The sequence below is a fragment of the Nonomuraea cavernae genome, from assembly GCF_040655715.1.
GTDB lineage: Bacteria > Actinomycetota > Actinomycetes > Streptosporangiales > Streptosporangiaceae > Nonomuraea > Nonomuraea cavernae_A.
Genome location: NZ_JBFAKL010000006.1, coordinates 52,905 through 69,818, shown reverse-complemented (window position 1 = coordinate 69,818; position 16,914 = coordinate 52,905). Strand labels below are relative to the sequence as shown.

General features: G+C 67.5%; 14 protein-coding genes. 10 read left to right on the top strand and 4 right to left on the bottom strand.

The genetic code is table 11. From position 1 onward, the window contains the following. Positions 1-3 precede the first annotated feature (3 nt). Both AB0I38_RS10690 and AB0I38_RS10685 read left to right on the top strand, forming a co-directional pair. Positions 4-324: a YbaB/EbfC family nucleoid-associated protein gene (locus tag AB0I38_RS10690; RefSeq protein WP_358465361.1), complete on the top strand. Its 321-nt coding sequence runs from the start codon at positions 4-6 to the stop codon at positions 322-324. A gap of 51 nt (positions 325-375) precedes the next feature. Continuing rightward, entirely contained in the window at positions 376-819 is a 444-nt protein-coding gene (locus AB0I38_RS10685) for a YbaB/EbfC family DNA-binding protein (protein ID WP_358465358.1), read from the top strand. Positions 820-826: 7 nt separating this feature from the next. On the opposite strand, the gene AB0I38_RS10680 is transcribed toward AB0I38_RS10685, so the two are convergent. Then, a complete protein-coding gene (locus AB0I38_RS10680) occupies positions 827-1,492 on the bottom strand; it encodes a hypothetical protein (protein WP_358465355.1) in 666 nt (221 codons plus the stop codon). A 13-nt stretch (positions 1,493-1,505) separates the two neighbouring features. Beyond that, entirely contained in the window at positions 1,506-2,726 is a 1,221-nt protein-coding gene (locus AB0I38_RS10675; protein ID WP_358465352.1) for a hypothetical protein, read from the bottom strand. A 311-nt stretch (positions 2,727-3,037) separates the two neighbouring features. Between AB0I38_RS10675 and AB0I38_RS10670 the strand changes: the two genes are divergently transcribed. The 6 genes from AB0I38_RS10670 (at position 3,038) to AB0I38_RS10645 (ending at position 7,345) form a co-directional block, all read left to right on the top strand. Beyond that, positions 3,038-3,394: a WXG100 family type VII secretion target gene (locus tag AB0I38_RS10670; RefSeq protein ID WP_358465349.1), complete on the top strand. Its 357-nt coding sequence runs from the start codon at positions 3,038-3,040 to the stop codon at positions 3,392-3,394. A gap of 39 nt (positions 3,395-3,433) precedes the next feature. Next, positions 3,434-3,757, top strand: a complete 324-nt coding sequence (locus AB0I38_RS10665) for a WXG100 family type VII secretion target (RefSeq protein ID WP_358465346.1) — start codon at positions 3,434-3,436, stop codon at positions 3,755-3,757. Between the two features lie 66 nt (positions 3,758-3,823). Then, positions 3,824-4,207 carry a hypothetical protein gene (locus AB0I38_RS10660; protein WP_358465343.1) on the top strand — a complete coding sequence of 128 codons (384 nt, stop codon included), beginning with the start codon at positions 3,824-3,826 and terminating at the stop codon, positions 4,205-4,207. 11 nt (positions 4,208-4,218) lie between these two features. After that, on the top strand, positions 4,219-5,541 hold the full coding sequence (locus AB0I38_RS10655; RefSeq protein WP_358465340.1) for a WXG100 family type VII secretion target: 1,323 nt from the start codon (positions 4,219-4,221) through the stop codon (positions 5,539-5,541). A gap of 30 nt (positions 5,542-5,571) precedes the next feature. Beyond that, complete coding sequence (locus AB0I38_RS10650; protein WP_358465337.1) at positions 5,572-6,648, top strand: hypothetical protein; 1,077 nt, start codon at positions 5,572-5,574, stop codon at positions 6,646-6,648. Between the two features lies 1 nt (position 6,649). Next, positions 6,650-7,345, top strand: a complete 696-nt coding sequence (locus AB0I38_RS10645) for a hypothetical protein (RefSeq protein ID WP_358465334.1) — start codon at positions 6,650-6,652, stop codon at positions 7,343-7,345. Positions 7,346-7,603: 258 nt separating this feature from the next. Here the strand turns inward: AB0I38_RS10645 and eccB are convergent, their stop codons facing one another. Then, the gene (eccB, locus tag AB0I38_RS10640; RefSeq protein WP_358465331.1) at positions 7,604-9,019 is read right to left on the bottom strand and encodes a type VII secretion protein EccB; all 1,416 of its coding nucleotides are present in this window, start codon (positions 9,017-9,019) and stop codon (positions 7,604-7,606) included. 126 nt (positions 9,020-9,145) lie between these two features. Between eccB and AB0I38_RS10635 the strand changes: the two genes are divergently transcribed. Beyond that, a complete protein-coding gene (locus tag AB0I38_RS10635; RefSeq protein ID WP_358465328.1) occupies positions 9,146-9,544 on the top strand; it encodes a hypothetical protein in 399 nt (132 codons plus the stop codon). A 5-nt stretch (positions 9,545-9,549) separates the two neighbouring features. Next, entirely contained in the window at positions 9,550-10,905 is a 1,356-nt protein-coding gene (locus tag AB0I38_RS10630) for a WXG100 family type VII secretion target (protein ID WP_358465325.1), read from the top strand. 326 nt (positions 10,906-11,231) lie between these two features. On the opposite strand, the gene AB0I38_RS10625 is transcribed toward AB0I38_RS10630, so the two are convergent. Further along, positions 11,232-16,460, bottom strand: a complete 5,229-nt coding sequence (locus AB0I38_RS10625) for an FtsK/SpoIIIE domain-containing protein (protein ID WP_358465322.1) — start codon at positions 16,458-16,460, stop codon at positions 11,232-11,234. Between the last annotated feature and the right edge of the window lie 454 nt (positions 16,461-16,914).

Below are 16,914 nucleotides of genomic sequence, written 5' to 3'. Positions count from 1 at the left end.
ACCGTGGAAGAGATCAGGGACGCGCAGGCCAGGCTGGACGAGCTGGTGGCCGCCGCCGAGCGGGCCGAGACGCTGGTGGAGGAGTGGACCGCCCGGGAGTTCACCGGCCGGGCCGACGACGGCCGGATCACGGCCGCAACCGACCCGCTGGGCGCCCTGGTGAGCCTGGAGATCAGCCCGTTGAGCAGAAGGCGACTGGACGCCACGGGCCTCGCCGACGCGATCCTGGCGGCCATCAGCGCCGCGGAGGAAGCCGCCGCGGCGGCCACAGAGGAGCTGATGAACGAATTGAACCCGCGCACGTCTCCCGGATTGCGCATGTGATCCCGGAGCGCTACTTTGCTGGGCGTTCATCCCGCCAGGACGGAGCAGCCGGTGCAGGAATTCGGGGATTTCGCGAACATCGATATCGAGAAACTCATCAAGACCGCCGACGGGCAGTTCGCCCGTGTCGAAGAGCTCGAGAAGACCATCGCGGGCCTGGTCGGCCGGGCGGAGGACGAGGACGGCCTGGTCACGGTCGAGTTCGCCAGGGAGGGGCTGCGGGAGCTCGAACTCCATCCCAAGGCGATGCGCCTGGGCTCGGCCGAACTCTCGGAGAAGGTCAAGGAGGTCATCCGAGAGGCCTCGGACGATCTGCAGCGGCAGATCAGCGAGGCGATGGTGAAGGTCTTCGGCGAGGAGGACAACCCCATGCGGTTCGTCAACGATCCCGAGGGAGCGCTGAGCCAGGTCAGGAGCGCCGAGGCGGCCTACAACCGGACCTTCGAGGACGTGATGGGCGAGCTGGACCGCATCCGCCGCCGACTCGACCTCTGACCGTCGCCTACTTCCATTCGAGGCTCACCTGCTTGAAGTCCGGCTTGCCGCCTTCGGGGCTGCTGATCTGACTCTTCAGGTTGTACAACTGCAGCCCGTGCCAGCTGGCACCGAGCACCAGGATGCCGGCTGCCGTGCCGTACATGGCGCTTTGTTTGCGCAGCACACCGCTCACCGCTGTGAGCACCTTGGACGCGGTGAACCGCGCTGCCATCTGGCCGCCCATCAGGCCGGCCGGCCCCGCCGTGGCTGACATGGAGGCGGCATAGGCGGCGGTGAGCATGACGCCGGCCGCCGCCATGCAGACGTAGGCGCAGACCTGTGACGCCGTGGACGAGAGCCTCATGGTCTGGCTCGCGCCGTCGACGATGTCCTTGGCCTTGGTGACCTGGTCCATGAGGGTGTCCACCCGCTTTTCGAATGCCTCCCTGTCACCGGCGCTCCATTCCTGGGGGTAACCGGCCCTCTTGGTCTTGGCCAACGCCTGGTGGGCCGCTGTCAGCTCCTTGGCGGAGGTGCCCCAGTTGGAGGCCAGTCTCGACTGCGCGTCGGGGCTGTTGGCGAGCACGCCGATAGTGACGGGGATCGCCCAGGTCGCAGGCCCTGGGACGAGCGTGGCGGCGAAGGAACTGGCCGCGATGGCGGATCCGTACAGCAGGAAGGCGTTGTCCATCGGCATTCAGTCCTTAGCCCGTGCTCTTGTCGTCCGCTTTTTCCCAGACGGCTGAGGTCGTTTTGAGCTTTGTATCCCACGTTTGGAGCAGGGTGACACCGTGGCTCAGATAGGCGGCGTGGGCGTCGCTGGTGCGGTTGTTGCTGAGGCCGAGAGGGAGGCCGGCTACGCCGAAGGCCATGCCGCTGGCGTGGTTGTCGGTGGCGGAATCCAAGGCATTGGAGATGCGGGGTGTGACCTGGTTGATGATGATGTAGGCGACATTGTTGATGTCCGCACTGTTGGCCGTTTTGTCCTGGTTGTCGCCGTTGTTGGCCCCTTTGTCGGGCCCGTTGTTGCCCCCTTGGTTGCCGGTGCCGGGTCCCGTGGGGGAGGTGGGCGACCCGCTGCCGGGGTTGCCTCCGCCGTTGCCGCCTCCGGGCACCGCCGGCGAATCCGAGCTGGCGGGATCGTCTTTCGGCTTGCCGACGTCAGGCACTTGATTCGCGGGGTCGGAACCCGGCACCAAGGGGTTTCCAGCGGTGGGATCCTCGGGCTTTCCGGGATCGGTCGGGACCGATGGGATGGCCGGATCGCCGGGGCTGGCGGGATCTCCCGAGCCAGGACCGCCAGGGCTGGTGGGGTCTCCGGAAGCGGGATCCCCAGAGCCGGGGCCGCCCGGAGAGGCGGGATCTCCAGAGCCGGGGCCGCCAGGGTTGGTCGGATCGCCGGTGGCGGAGTCTTCGGGGGCGGACGGGACGTCCGCGTTGGCCGGGTCTGAGGCGGAGTCGGGTGGACCGCTCGGGTCGGCGGGGTCTTGAGAAGCGGGGTCGGTCGGCTCGCCGGTGGCGGGGTTTTCGGAGTCGGTGGGATCGGCCGGTGCCCCGGTGCTGTCAGGGTCGGTCGGCTCGTCGGTGTCGTTCTCGTCGGTCTTGTTCTCGTCGGTCTTGTTCTGGTCGGTCTTGTTCGGGTCGGTGTCCTGCTCGGCGGATTGGTCCTGATCATCCGTGGCCGACTCGTCGTCCGTGGTCTTCGGGTTGCCGGGCTGGTCATCCGCGTCGTCATCGTTCGCCGACTCGTCCACACGCTGAGCGGGGAGATCGGTGGTCTGGGAGTCGCGCAGGGCGGCCGGATCCAAGATCACGACCTGGTCGGCCAGGATCTCGCTGGGCGAGCCGGTCATGGCCACCTCGGACTGGGCCGGGCCGACGGTCGTGCCCCAGTTGATCAGACTGTCGACGCTCTGCTCACTCACCGCGATCTCCCTCGCCCCACGTTGATCGCAAACGCTAGACCAACCATGGGCGATGACACCGTGCCAAGGCAAACCGGAGGAATCCGTCAACTCGGATTCCCCACAGTCGGTCAACCAGCGCCAGGCGATCTACCTGCATGTTTCCCGGAAAGTCGTTGATCTGTTATCTAGAAGTGATCTACGTACTTGTTAGTCATGTTGCCAATGATGGTTACCGTGTCCTTTGATGGCATACGTGCCGATCATGCCCTCCGTTGCGTTGAGCTTGACGCGGGGGAAGCACAGGCTCAGAACTCGGGAGAGGAAACGCTGTGGCACTTTATGGCGCCAGCCCGGCCCAGTTGAAGACGGCAGCAGGGTACGTCGAGGTCGCTGCCCAGAACATCGAAGGTCTGCGTAAGGGAGTCGCCACCACCGTGCAGGAGCTCGCCGCCTCTGGCGTGGCCTCCGGGTGGGAAGGCACCGCCGCTGTCAAGTACAAGCAGCACATGGACACCTGGGACGTGATCTGCAAGCGGATCATCCAGGACCTCGAGAAAATCTACGACCACCTCAACGTGGGTGCCGGGGCTTACGCTGCGGCCGAAGCCGACTCGCACAACATCGGCCTCGGTGGCATCGAGAGCAACACGAACTCGGTCGACGCGCTCATCAACGTGAGGGCCTAGGCCCCGTACCTTCTTCAACCAGCACCAAGGGAGATCGCTGTGGCCGATGGTCGCGTGCACGACTTCACGAAGGTCAACTTCGTCCAGATGCAGGCCGCGCAGGAAGGCCTGCTCAAGGTGGTGACCGAGCTCGACCGGATCACCGACCAGCTCTACGCCGACATCCAGCGAGAGCTGCAGGAGCACTGGGTGGACGATAACGGCCAGGGAGCGAAGTCCTTCTTCGACAAGCACCGCGCCTACTGGGACACCCAGGAGAAGGAAATGGGCAACCAGCTGGCCCAAGCCGCCCAAGCGGTCGGGCTGGCCAACCAGAACTACAAGCAGGCGGAGGACTACAACCGCCGCCTGTGGGAGAGCTAGACCGAACCCACTGACTCGGTCATCGCCTGAGAGCGGTGGCCGAGCCAACGTCTTTAACGGGGCGAGATGACGCAGAAGGATGCTATAGAAGGCGGCGAGGATCCGCTCGTCCTTGACCCGAAGTGGCCAGGGCTCGACGGCGGCGAGCCGGTGCAGTATTCAGTCAGTCAGATGCGCGCGGTCGCACGCGAGCTGGCGGCCGTGAAGGGCCTCGACAAGCAGGCTGGACAGCTCCAGAGCGACACCCAGCTGTCCGAGGCTCAGGTGGGCCAGTGGAACGACGCTCAGGCGTTCACCAAGACCATCGGGGAGAACAGCGCCGGCACGAAGTTCCTCCAGGCCTACACCGACTTCATCAATGCCTATGACCGCGTGGTCATGGCCATTGAGGCGAACGCTGACGTGTACGCCGGCACGAACATCAAGAACGAGGGCGGCAGTGAGGTCTGAGGAAGGGCACCGTGGGTAGCGAGCGTAAGGTTCTCGTCATTCGCTCCTTCGAGGCGACCCCCCAAGGGGAGACGGTCAAAGCCCCGAGGAAAGAGATCGAGCGACTCCTCACCAACACCAAGCCGGGGGAGATCGACGACGCCGGATCCGCCTACCAGAACGCGTCCAAGGCGGTCGACCGGGCCGTCAACGCGCTGACCGAGCACGCCGGCCAACTCGCCAAGGTCTGGAAGGGCCCGACCGCGGCCCAGGTGCAGAAGGCCATGCAGCTGATGCATGCCAGCGGCCTTGAGCTGTCCAGCAAGCTGAAGCAGATGGACGAAGCCCTCGGAAGCTACGCCAAGCAGTTGCCCGTAACCTTGAGCAAGGTCCAGAGCATCGCCACTCCCGCGCCGCCGCCCGACGTAGAGGGCACCAGTCAAGCGCAGGCGAACGTCGAGGCCCAGTACCTCCAGAAGAAGGCGGCCGAGGACGCCGCGGCGCAGAAGGCGATGCGCGAGCTGAACGAGAAGATCGTCGAGATCCTCGAGGTCAGCGTCCCGATGACCGTCTCGTACGAGCTGCCCACCGTGGCGATCCCTGGCGAGGGCGGCGGGCCGGGCCAGCAGCAGTCCGTCGTCCTGTCCAATCTCTCGGCGAATTCAGGAGACACCGGGTCTCCGGGCTCCGGAGACCAGCTCTCGCCCGGCTCGGATGGCGGCAACAACGGGTCCAGTGGCAGCGACCCGAACTCCAATCCCAGCGACTCGAACCCCAATGGCTCGAACCCCAACGGCACAGACCCGACGGGAACCAACGGCGGCGATCCGAACGGCACGGGCTCTAACACCACAGATCCCAATGTCACGGAAGGTACCGGGTCGGACCCGCTCAGCACCCAGCGGCAGACCGGTCTCACCGACGGCACCGTGCCTTCCGTGCTCGGCAAAGAGGACCCTCGGCTCACCGAGGTGGCGAACTTCTCTCCGCAGACGACCACGGCCAGCCCGTTCACGAGCACCCCGTTCACGGGCACCCCGACCGGCTCCCCGTACACAGGTGCCCCCTTCACGGGCACTCCGAATGCCACCACGCTGACCCCCGTGACGACCGGCAACTCGCCCGGTGTTCCGTCGGTCCTCGGTGGCCCGGGGACCATCGGTGGAGCGCCTGGCGGCGGCCCTGCGGGCTCCGCGAGGTCCTTGGGAGTCGGCACCGGAATGATGCCGTTCATGCCGATGGGCGGCATGGGCCTCGGCACGTCGGGAGAGGGCACAGAAGTCGGGACGAACCTGACCGAAGAGCGTGACATCTGGACTACGGTTCATACGGTGACCGAACCACGCATCGGTTGATCGAGGCGTCCTGCTGGTTAGGGGTGAGCGATGGGTAACGAATATCCGTACTCCAACGGAGATCTGCCAATCGGGGTGAACTACACGCCGTCGTCCGGGGTGAAGTTCAAAAAAGGCGAGATAGATAAAACCAGCAAGACCCTCGAATTGGACGGCGATCGGGTCAACAACGTTTTGGGAAGAACCAACGGCACCGACCTCGCGTGGCCCGGCTACGGCTTGTACTTGATGCAGTTGAACGGCAAGCACACTGACGCACGTAACGAGCACGCCAAGGTGTTGAAGGTAGCCCAGGACGTCCTGGACTCCTGGCGGACCGCGTTCGTCGAAGCGGATCGCAGGTACACGAAGTCGGACGACGACTCGCCTATCAATAATCTGCCGAACACCAATTTTCCGAGCACCAATCTGCCCAACACCAGCCTGCCGAACACCAATTTTCCGAACACCAGCCTGCCGAACACCAACCTGCCCAACTACCAATTGCCGAATACCGATCTGCCCAACACTGATTTGCCGAATACCGATCTGCCGAACTCCGGCTTGCCGGGTTCTGGTCTGCCGAACTCCGGATTGCCCGGCTCCGGGCTGACTGATCCGAGCCTTGCGAATCCCGATCTCGCGAATCAGAACCTCAAGAATCCTGATCTCGCGAATCTGAACCCCAACGATCCCAAGCTCACGGATCCGAATCTCGCCAATCCCAATCTTCCCGATCCTACGAAGACGGGCCTTGCCGGCTACGATCCATCCACCATGCCGTCGATCCAGCAACCCCGCCTGCCAGAGGGCGCCACTTCGATGGACCCGGCGCGCTTCACCACCGGTTCGCCAGGCACCGGCACCGTCACCGGAACGGGCTCTGGCACTGGCACCGGTGTCGGCGGATTGGGGCCCGGCAATCAGGTTCCTGCTCTCGCCAAGGGGGCAGCGAACGGCCTCGGCGGCCCGGGAGGTATGCCTTTCATGCCGATGGCGCCCATGGGTGCCGGGCAAGGGGAGAGAGAGAAGGACGGTTCCGGCTCCGACCTGCTACGCGGGGACGAAGAGGACTGGGAGACGGACGAGGACGTAGCGCCAGCGGTCCTCAAGCACGAGGACTTCTGACATGGACGTTGGTGGTCGAGAACGTTTCATTACCGGGGCGACTTTGGCCGCTGCCAGCGCGGCGGTGCTCGGGCCTGCGGCTGCTGCCATCGCGGCAATTCTCTGGACCCTTGTGGCCAACCCGGGAACGATGGCCGATGCAAAAGACAAGTGGCAGAATAACGGTGAGCTCGACGCCCTTCAGGAATCGGTGAACGACCTGAATCGGCGCCTGACAGAGGTGGCCAACTGGGAGGGCGGAACGGCTGAGACAGTCAAACAGATACTCAAGCAGTTCGTTACGCAAACCGTGGAGCTTGCTCAGCAGCGTACCGAGTTGGGTAACGTGCTCGGTAGCAGTGCGAAATGGTACGACCGTCTCTCATGGTTCGTGCTCACAGTTGGAACGGCCATGATGGGGCTGGTAACGCTTCAGATCTTGAGCAATACGAATCCATTGACCTTCGCCACTGTCCCCGCGGCGATCCAGGCCACCCTGCAGGCTCTTCGGACCAGCATCATGGGACTGGGTAAGCACATGCTGAAGTTCGGTATGGCGGCGGTTATGATCGTTTTCGGCATCCAGTCGCTGACCGCTCAGATGGGGATGAAGTTCCAAGGTCTGCAAGCCGGAATGCACTACCAAGGCGCCAAGCTCACCAATGATCCAAAATCTGGAGCACTTACTCCGGTCATGGATACCCCCAAGCTCACCTAAGACGCCTCGTTTCTCTGCTTGCGATGCGAGCGCCGCGTCGGCCGTCGCCATAGGTCGGGGTCAAGGAACATTGCGCGGGGGTCGCGTTTACTCCGGTAAACGCGACCACAATCGGGTGTCGGACCTTTGCTCATTCCAGGCAGATCTGGAATGGGAACCTGTCCGGTGTGGATATACCGAGACCACCGGCTCAGGTTCCAGCGCACCTTCTCATCATGCTGCCCCGGGGCCGTTTCACGGCTCCGGGCGCTGGCCCGGCTAGCCGTTGATCTTCACCGGGGTGCGCGCGGCTGCCGGGTCGAGCCGCGGTCCCTGCGGAATCATGTGCAGCAGTTGGGCAGGGAGTGGCGCGACGGACGAGGTGTCGTACCCGAAGGTCTCCAGTTGCGCCCCCGACATCAGGGGATAGAGCCGGTTCTGGTCGCTGACCAGGTAGTAGGTGTTGATCGCCGACAACTGCCCGTCGCCCGGCAGCAGCCCCGCCATCGCGGCCCCGCCGGGCGGTAGCAGGATCTGGTCGAAGTGCTCCTGGTTGCCGGTCGTGGCGGGGATCGGAATCGCGATCCTGCCGCCGCTGGTGATCTTGGCGCGCGTCGAGCCCTTCTGCGTCTCCGCGTATACGGCGCACAGCGGGGCCTCCGTCGAGGGCGTGATCACCTTCGGCATCGTTGAGGGCAGCCCACCGCCAAGGAGTTGCAGCTTGGACGGGACCGAGTTGGCGGTCGCGGCGTCGATCTCGATCGGCACGACCGGCCGGCGCCCGTACGCCCTCTTGCTGGCCGGGTCGTTGCGGATCAGTGTGGCCTGCGTGACCGTGATCGGCGCGAGGCCGTCCTGGGCGAGCACGTACCACCGGTCCGCGCTGCCGGCGATGCCTGGCGTCATGAAGATCTGACCGACGCGTGCCGCCTTCCCGGTCGGCCCCCGCACCACCTTGCCCCGGTTGGGGATGGACGGCCCGCGGAAGTCGCGCCCGGTCGGGATGGCGTTGATCCAGGCGGCCGGCACCTTTCTGATCACGGTGGCGCCGAGCGCGTTGATGCCCTCAGGCCCGACCTTCATCTTCTGGTCGGACCAGATCACCCAGCCCTGCTGCTGCTCGTCGGTGACGACCATCGCGCCGTTCCCGACCGGAGCGCCGCCGACGTCGATGCCGCCCACCAGCGTTACGTACGTCTGGATCACTCCGGACGCGTCGGCTGTCTGACCCACGCAGACCGACCAGGGTGCCTTGACCAGCTTCTCCTTGGCGGGCAGTGAGTCGGGCGCCCCGGCGATGCCCACGTACGGTCCCCGGGCGAAGCCCGCCAGCGAGGCGGCGGACACGTTGCGCACCTTGACGTCGGAGGCGTCGAGCAGCAGCCGCGCGGAGACGTAGTTGGCGACCGGCAGCAGCTTGTTGTCCTGCTCGCTGTAGACGTACTTCGCCCCGCTCTCCTCCTCCACGAGCAGCTGCCCGGGATCGGTGAGCTTCGTCGCGTTCCCGGGCTTGAGCAGCCCCCAGATGCCGAACCCGGCTGTGATCAGCGCGGCGATGATCAGCCCGCAGAACAGCGCCACCGTGTGCCGCCGCATCGGCGACTCGGGCACATCGGGCTCGGCCTGCAGCAACGCCATGCCCAGGCGCTGCATCATCAGCCGATGCGCCTGATAAAGGTCCTTACGGGTCTGCATGCCACTCCATCCCGATCAAGCTTCCGGGGACATGGTACGCATGTGGAGCACGGGGGATATGTCATCTTCTGTACGACGTGGTGATGCTGGCAGTAAAGTGACGATCATTACTGACGGGAGGATGTCGTGGCTGCTGGGGACCACCAGTCCTGCGGGAAGAGCTGGCCCGGACTGGACGCGGAACGAGACGGTGTCAAATACCCGGAGGATCCGAAGACCAAGTTCGACCAGCTGGCGCAGCGCCTTCAAGATGAGCTGGACGAGCTGGCGGGGGCCGGCACCGGCTCGCTGTCGAAGCTACAGGGCAGGGGCGATCTCTCCGGTCTCGAAAATCAGGTGATGTCCATCGCACGGTGGGACGCGGGGCGATCGTTCGTCCGCACCGTGCAGGAGGGACACGAAGAGTTCACCAAGATCTACGGACAGGTCAACGAGAAGTTCCGCATCGCGATTGAGCTCGTACGCGCCGGTGGCGGTAACTACACAGGCGTCAACAACGCCAACCTCCCGAGAGGAGGCGTGTAGGCCCCATGGCTGACAAGCAGACTCATTGGATCAAAAAGCAGTGCATGAATGGCGACCTCGACGATGACGGCAGAAGCGTCGCCGAGATCAAGAACTTCATCAAGGCGCTCGATCCCGTAGCCACGGAGACGGCCTCCACGTCCTACAAGGATGCGTCCGCCAGGCTGGTCAAGACCCTTGAAGAGATCGACAAGGTAAGCGTCGAACTGGGCAAGATCTGGGAGGGGAAGGCGTCCGTCGAGGCGCAGAAGGCGCTACGGCTGCTCCACGACACCATCGTCAACCTGTCCGACGGTCTCGAGAAGATGAGCAAGCCCCTTGCGTCGCTGAGCGACACGATCCGCGAGCATCAGGACTTCGTGAACAGCAACAGCTTTGCCTGGAGCCAGGAGTGGTCGGGGTCGTGGGACGATTCCACGCCGGGTTGGTTCAAGACCATTGACAAGGGCGTCGAGTGGGGCTCGCAGGACGAGTTGGCTGGACAGCACCTGAGGGCGTTCACCAACGACCTCGCCAAGATCCACCAGCAGATCCCCGACACGGTTGAGAAGAACCTGCCCAGCATCACGGCTCCCGCTCTTCCAACTCCCACCTACAAGCCGGTCGACCTCGGCGACACGCCCAAGTACCCGAAAAACGGCCCCCAGGACACCAACCCCTACGGCAACAACCCGAACGGCAACAACCCGAACCCCTACGACAACAACCCGAACGGCAACAATCCGAGCGTTACGAATCCGAACGTCACGGACCCCAATGCCACGGACCCCAATGCCACGGACCCGAACGCCACGGACCCGAACGCCACGGACCCGAACGCCACGAACCCCAACGTGACCGACCCGAACGGCAACGGGCCAGGGAACACCGACAACGTGAACGGAAACATCCCTGGCACCGATCAGCCTGGGATCGACCCGGCCTCCCTGAACCCCGACGGCACCAACGGCAGCGCGAATCCCAACGGCACCGACCCACGGTCGACCGGTCTGTCCGACTACCAGCCGCCGAAGCTGGACACCGCGCCGATTTCCACTATCGGCCCCAACTCCTCGACTTCGCCCACCACCATCTTGCCCGCGGGCAACCCTTCGGCGACCGCGGTCCCGGGCGGAGGCATCCCAGGCACCGGCACGAACGTCGGCACGAACCTCCCCGTGAACATGAACGGTTCCACTAGCCTCCGAGCCGGAGGCAACATGACCGGCATGAACGGCATGGGCATGCCTTTCATGCCCATGGGCGGCATGGGCGCGGGTGGCGGCGAGGAACGCACGAGCGAGTCGTCCACCTGGCTCGTCGAGGACGACGACGTGTGGGGCGGCCCCGCCAAGGAAGTCGTCGACGACACCATCCGTTGACGCCCACCCGGCGCCGGTCACGGCCTGACGATCGGCCCGGGTGCCGGTCGTCATCCTTCCAGTCCGCTCAATAGCCACTCCCCGCGTCGGGCTCCCAGTGCGGGCTCCCGCGTTACGAGCCCCTGCCTCGGCCCCCATGTTGAGACCCGTGGCCGTACCGGGGACGAGCCCACGTACCCACCTCCACGCAGCACCCCCTCTGTGAGGCACTGTGGCTGCCCCGTTGGCGCCTGATAGGGCGACTAGCGTCGCCAGACGCTCACGCTGGGAGGCGGTGTGCACCGGCAGGGGCGCCCGCGGTGACGAGGAGGCCGCGTCTAGCGTCGTCAGGTGCTCGTGTCGGGGAGGGCGGCCTGCACCGGCAGGGTGGCGCCCGCGGTGACGAGGAGGCCGCGTCCTGGGGGCCCGCCGACGGCGCCGCGCGGGAGCCGGATCGTGAACAGGTCTCCGTCGGAGGGACTCTGCACGGACAGCAGTAAGCCCGTCCGAGCCTTACGCGTCTCAGCCGTGAAGCCCCGGAAGGATGTGGCCAGGTCACCTGTGGTCCCGGCGATGATCAGCCCGTGCTCGCCGTCCCTTCCCGATCGGAGCACCTCGTCCAGCGCCATCCCGAGCGGTGAGTCGGGGTTGACGAGCTCGGCGTCGTCCACCAGCACCACGTAGCGCTCCAGCCCGGTGACCAGACCCTGGAGCTGGTCACTGTTGCCGTCCAGCACGGCGAGCGTCCCGTCCAGAGTCCTGAGCGGGCTGCGCCTGGGGGCTACGGCGATGACAGGTGTGCCGGACGAGATCAACGACTTCGCCGCGGTGAGCAGCGTTGAGGAGCGTCCCGAGCGCGCGGGCCCGGCGATCACCGCGCCTGGCCCCTGGGCGAGCAGGTCGATCCCCTGGGGCGTCAGCGCGTCACCTCCCGCGCCGATCAGCGCCCAGAGCGGGGAGGGCGGCTGGAAACCGGGCACGAGGTCGAACGTCTGGCTCGCGGTGATCCGCACCGGCAGCGCGTCCACCCGCAGCGGCCGCTCTTCTTCCCGCTGCCGGGAGCCGGAGGTGAGGGTGCGGGACAGGGACTGCAGGGCGGCCACCTGGGCGGGTCCCGAGGGGTCGCTGGAGAGCAGGGCGATCTGGTGCTCCACGATGCCGTGCTCACCCAACGACAGGGCCCGGCCGGGTGGCATGGAGGCCGGGAGCCCTTTGATGGGCAGCCCGGCCAAGCCGTAGTCGGACGGATCCGCCAGACGGAGGATCAGCCGGTCGTCGAACACCGTGGACACCTGGCCCATCAGGCTCGAACGGTCGCCGGTGACGACCGCACGCAACCCCACCGCCGGGCCCTCCCGCAGCAACTGCAGCAACGCCTCGGGCAGCCGCCCGTAGTCGTAGCCCTCGAACGCCGCGACGAACCCCTCCCAGCGGTCGAGCATGAACACCAGCCACGGCAGGCGATGCCCGGCCTGGCGGTATTCGGCCAGTGAGGCGTGGCCGGCCTCGGCCAGCAACTGCTGGCGGCGGCCTACCTCGGCCCTCAACCGGGAGAGGAGACGTTCGACGCGGTCGAGTTGGTCGCGAGTCACGACAGCGCCGCAGTGCGGCATCGCCACGAGGGGCAGCAGCGCGCCCGAGCCGCAGTCGATCGCGTGGATGTGCACGTCGGCGGGAGAGGCCTGGGCGGCGATCGCGCCCGCGATCGTGCGCAGCGCCGTGGACCTTCCGCTGCGTGCCGCGCCGGCGATGAGGAGGTGGCCGCCGTGGCTCAGATCCAGCGCGAGCGGGCGCCGGTCCTGCGCCCACGGCCGGTCCGTGACCCCGAACGCCAGCGGCCGCACCTCGCCGAACGTTCCCTGGTCGGTGGAGGTGCCGTCGCCGAATCCTTCCGAGCCTCGCGCGGGCCACGCGTCCGGCCCGAGCCAGCGGGGCCCCGTGAGTGACCCCGGCCCTGTGAGCGACCCCTTCCCCGATCCGGCCCGCGCCCCGTTCTCGCCGAACACCTCGTCGAGGACGAACCGCGTGGGGAGCGGCTCCAGCCACGGACTCGGCTGCTGCCGTACGCCGGTCAGCCGGGTGGCTTCGATGACCGCGTCGGCCAGGATCGACAGGTCGGTGACCGCCGACTCCTCCGTGGGCTCCGGCGGCGCGGGCAGCGCCCGGCCCAGCGACCGCCAGTTGACCTCGACCACCCGCACCGGCCCGCTGTCCCCGGCGCCTCTCCCGATCCCGATCACGCCACCCGGCCTCCCGACCCCGGGAAGGCTCCCTGTCGCATGCCCGCCCTCTCGTGGGCCAGGTGCAGTGCGGAGAGTGGGTGAAGCCGCGTGGAGCCCGGTGACGGGTCGCTGGCCGGGAGTGCCGTCCCGGTAGGGAGACAGCCTTCTGCGACCACTCCCAGAGGGGCTGCCTCCCGGAAGGCCCGGACCACTAGCAGAGGGGCTGCCTCCCGGAAGGCCCGGACCACTTCCAGAGGGGCTGCCTTCGGAGAGGCCGCCTCTGGCCACTCCGCTTCCTGGAACGTCACTCCCGAGAGGTCCTCTCCTGATGCTGCCTGAGGAACCGCTGCCCGAGGATCCACTGCCTGAGGAACCACCGCACGAGGAACCACCGCTGGAGGTGCCGTCCACGGAGGAACCACCCGTGGAGGAACCACCCGTGGAGGAGCCATCCCCCGAAGGGCCGATTCCGGCTGAAGGACCGGGCCGGGGCGCGGAGGCGGGCAGGGGGCTGCGACCGCCTACTCGTGCCGTCTGGACGGCCGTCGCGGCGCCCACGCCGGACTTCACGTAGCAGCGGCCGGGCGTCGACTTGGAGATGTGGGCCGCGTCCGGCAGGTCGATGACGTCCGTCGACTCCATGGGTTCGGTGACCCTGAGCGCGATCCGCAGCGAGGTGTTGGCCTGGATGTCGGCCGTCACCACACCTGCCGGGCGCTGGGTGGCCAGGATGAGGTGGATGCCCAGCGAGCGGCCCCGGCGGGCGATGTCGACGAGCCCGGCCACGAAGTCGGGCAACTCGGCCACCAGCGCGGCGAACTCGTCGATGATCAGCACCAGTCGTGGCAGCGGGTCACCGGTGTAGTCGTCGATGTCCTTGGCGCCGGCCGCCAGAAGCAGGCGCTCGCGGCGGCGGACCTCGGCGGCGAGGGAGTCGAGGGCCCGCTGCGTCAGGTGGCCGTCGAGGTCGCTGACCATGCCGACCGTGTGCGGCAGTCGTACGCACTCCTTGAAGGCGGCGCCGCCCTTGTAGTCGATCAGCACGAACGTCAGCTGGTCGGGACGGTTGGCCACGGCGAGCGAGCAGATCAGGGTCTGCAGCAGCTCGGACTTGCCCGCTCCGGTGGTGCCGGCGATCAGCCCGTGCGGGCCGTCGAGGCCGAGGTCGACCGAGAAGCGGCCGTCCGGGCCGACACCGATCACGGCCTTGGTCGAGCCCTGCTCGTGCCAGCGGGCGGCGATCTCCTGGCCGGAGGGGGAGCGCAGGCCCAGCAGGTCGAGCAGGCGGACCGCGCCGGGCAGGTTGCCCGAGGGATCGTCGCGGCTCACGTCGCGGATCGGCGCGAGGGCCCTGGCCAGGCGGTCGCACCACGACGGTGAGACGAGATCGCCCAGGACCGGCCCGATGACGTCGAGCCCGCCGCCCCGCAGGTGGACGAGCCCGTCGGACCCGCACGCCGCGACCGTCGCGCACTCCTCGGGCAACAGCCGCTGGTCGTCGTCGAGCGCCAGGGTGAAGACGCCCGTGCGCGGGCCCTGACGCAGCACCTGCGGCATGCCGGGCAGTCCGCGCAGGACCTGGGCGCCGTCGAGCACGACCAGCACGTCGTAGGGGCGCTCGTCGAAGGTGGCGAAGGCGGGTGCCTCGGGACCGCCGAGGTCGTCCCACCCGGTGGGGATCTTGCCGAGCTCGGGGATCGCGGTGTTCTGGCGCTCGTCGATGAGGGAGGCCAGCTCGGCGACGCGGCGCGCGGCGGACTCGGGGTCGGTGCCGACCAGCGCCACGCAGTCTTCGCCGCCGCGTGGCGCGCAGTGCGGCAGCCATCGCACCCAGCCCCAGCGGCGCTCACCGTCGGGGTGCGCGGACAGGACCACGACGGCGAGGTCGCGAGGGCTGTGCAGGGTCGCGGCCTGCCCGATCAGCCAGCCGGCCAGGCCGACGGCCGCGTCGCGCGGGCCGGTGACGCCGGCCACGCCGAGCCTGCGCATGGCCAGCGCCACGGGCACGGCGCGGCAGATGGGCGGGTCGATGGGGCCGCCGCTCTGCTCCTCGGTGAGCTCCAGCCCGGCAGGCAGGTCGGCCAGGCCGACCCTGAGCCGGAGCGAGTCGGGATCGTGGATCCGGCGCTCCCACAACCGCCTGCGCGGCCCCGTGGCGGTGAGCAGCACCTGGGCGGGATCAGGCGCGTCGGCCCTGCGCTCCAGCTCGTTCTCGGCCCTGGCCCGCTCGACTGCCGCCTCGTAGGCCTCCAGCCGCTCCTTGAACTCCTTGGCCGCCTTCCGGTGCTGCTTTTTGCCATGACGGCGATCGCTCCACCACTGCCCGATCATGATCACTGGGGTCATCAGGGCGAAGAGCAGGAAATACCACTGGTTCAGCACGTAGGCGAGCGTCACGCCCACCACCGCCGGCAGGAACGCCGCCAGGAGTTGCAGCCGCATCCCCTCGGCCCGCCGCGGCTCCTGCGGCTTCTTGAACGCCCGTTGTCCCTCGGTGCGGCTGAGCCGGGGCGGCCGGTTGTAGGCCACGCCGCCCTCGGGGCGAGGCGCGAGGTGGGCGTCCCTCGGCTCGATCGCGGTCAGGGTGAACACGGATGATCCGCAGGTCAGCACCGCGTGCTCGGGCCAGTCGGCCGCCTCGGTGAGTGGCCGCGCGTCCAGCTCGGGGCTCTGCCAGGAGTCGGAGGACAGCTCGGCCGCCTCCCGCTCGGCGACCCGCGCGGTGAGCTCGGCGACCTCCGCGGCCCACCGGCCCTTCAACCTCAGCCGTGGGGCCTGCTCAGGCGGTGCCCGCCGCGCGGGCTCCATGGTGATCGCGTCAGGGGTCACGCGGAGGGTGACGGCCTCGGGGGCCAGCATCGGATCCGGCACGGCGACCGCGCACATGGGATCGGACCCGATGACGTGCACCCCGAGCCCCAGGCGATGCACGGCGCCGGCGGCAGGCCCGCCCACGACCCGCACCTCGGCCACTCCGCCCGGCTCCTCGGTGATCGTGGACCTCGCCAGGCGGGGATCGAGCGTCACCTTGTCGCCGTCACGCAGCACCGCCGTGGCCGGCGCACGCGGGTCAAGGGGCCGCCCGTTGCGCCACAGCGTCATGGAATCCCCGGCCGCCCCGCCATCCGGATCGCCCCGTCCGGATCCCGAACGGCGCGGATCGGGCACGGAGGACGGGCCGCCGGAGGCCGACATGCCATAGGGCGCTCGCGCTCCGGGCAGCCGGACGACCTTGGCGAGCGGCTCCTGACCGCCGAGCGCCTCGCTCACCCCGGCGACCGTGGCGCCGTCGTCACCGTCGATCACGACGTCACGGTCGCCCTGCCCGCCGAGCACGGTGAGCATGATCCGCATGGGCCGTCTCCTCGGTCAGAACTCGGGCGCCAAGGTAGCGCCCGAAGCGACGTTAAGCCCGCTGGTTGACGGCAATGGCATGGAATCCGCGAGTTGTGGATAACCGATCCGCCGCCGAAAAGGCTGTGGAAAAGCCGGTGGCCTCCGAACGCGCGCATGCTATTTGCCGCTTTTAACCGCAGGTAGACCCCTTCGAAAGGCCCCTCCGAGGGGCGGTTCCGGTAAGTCCGGCTCCCCTGTCGTACGGGGGACGAAAGCCTCGATGGGGCGGTCCGAAAAGCGGTGGGCATGTGGCAGGATCGTCGGCGGCGGCGAGTAGGGTGCCCGTAGCCACAGGCCAGAGGCCAGATGGCGGCGATCGAGGAGCTAAACGGCAGGGACCGGGCCAAGCGATCAAAAGGCCCCGGAGCCCGTAAATCGCGAAACATCCGTGAACAGTGCTGCACATGTTGAA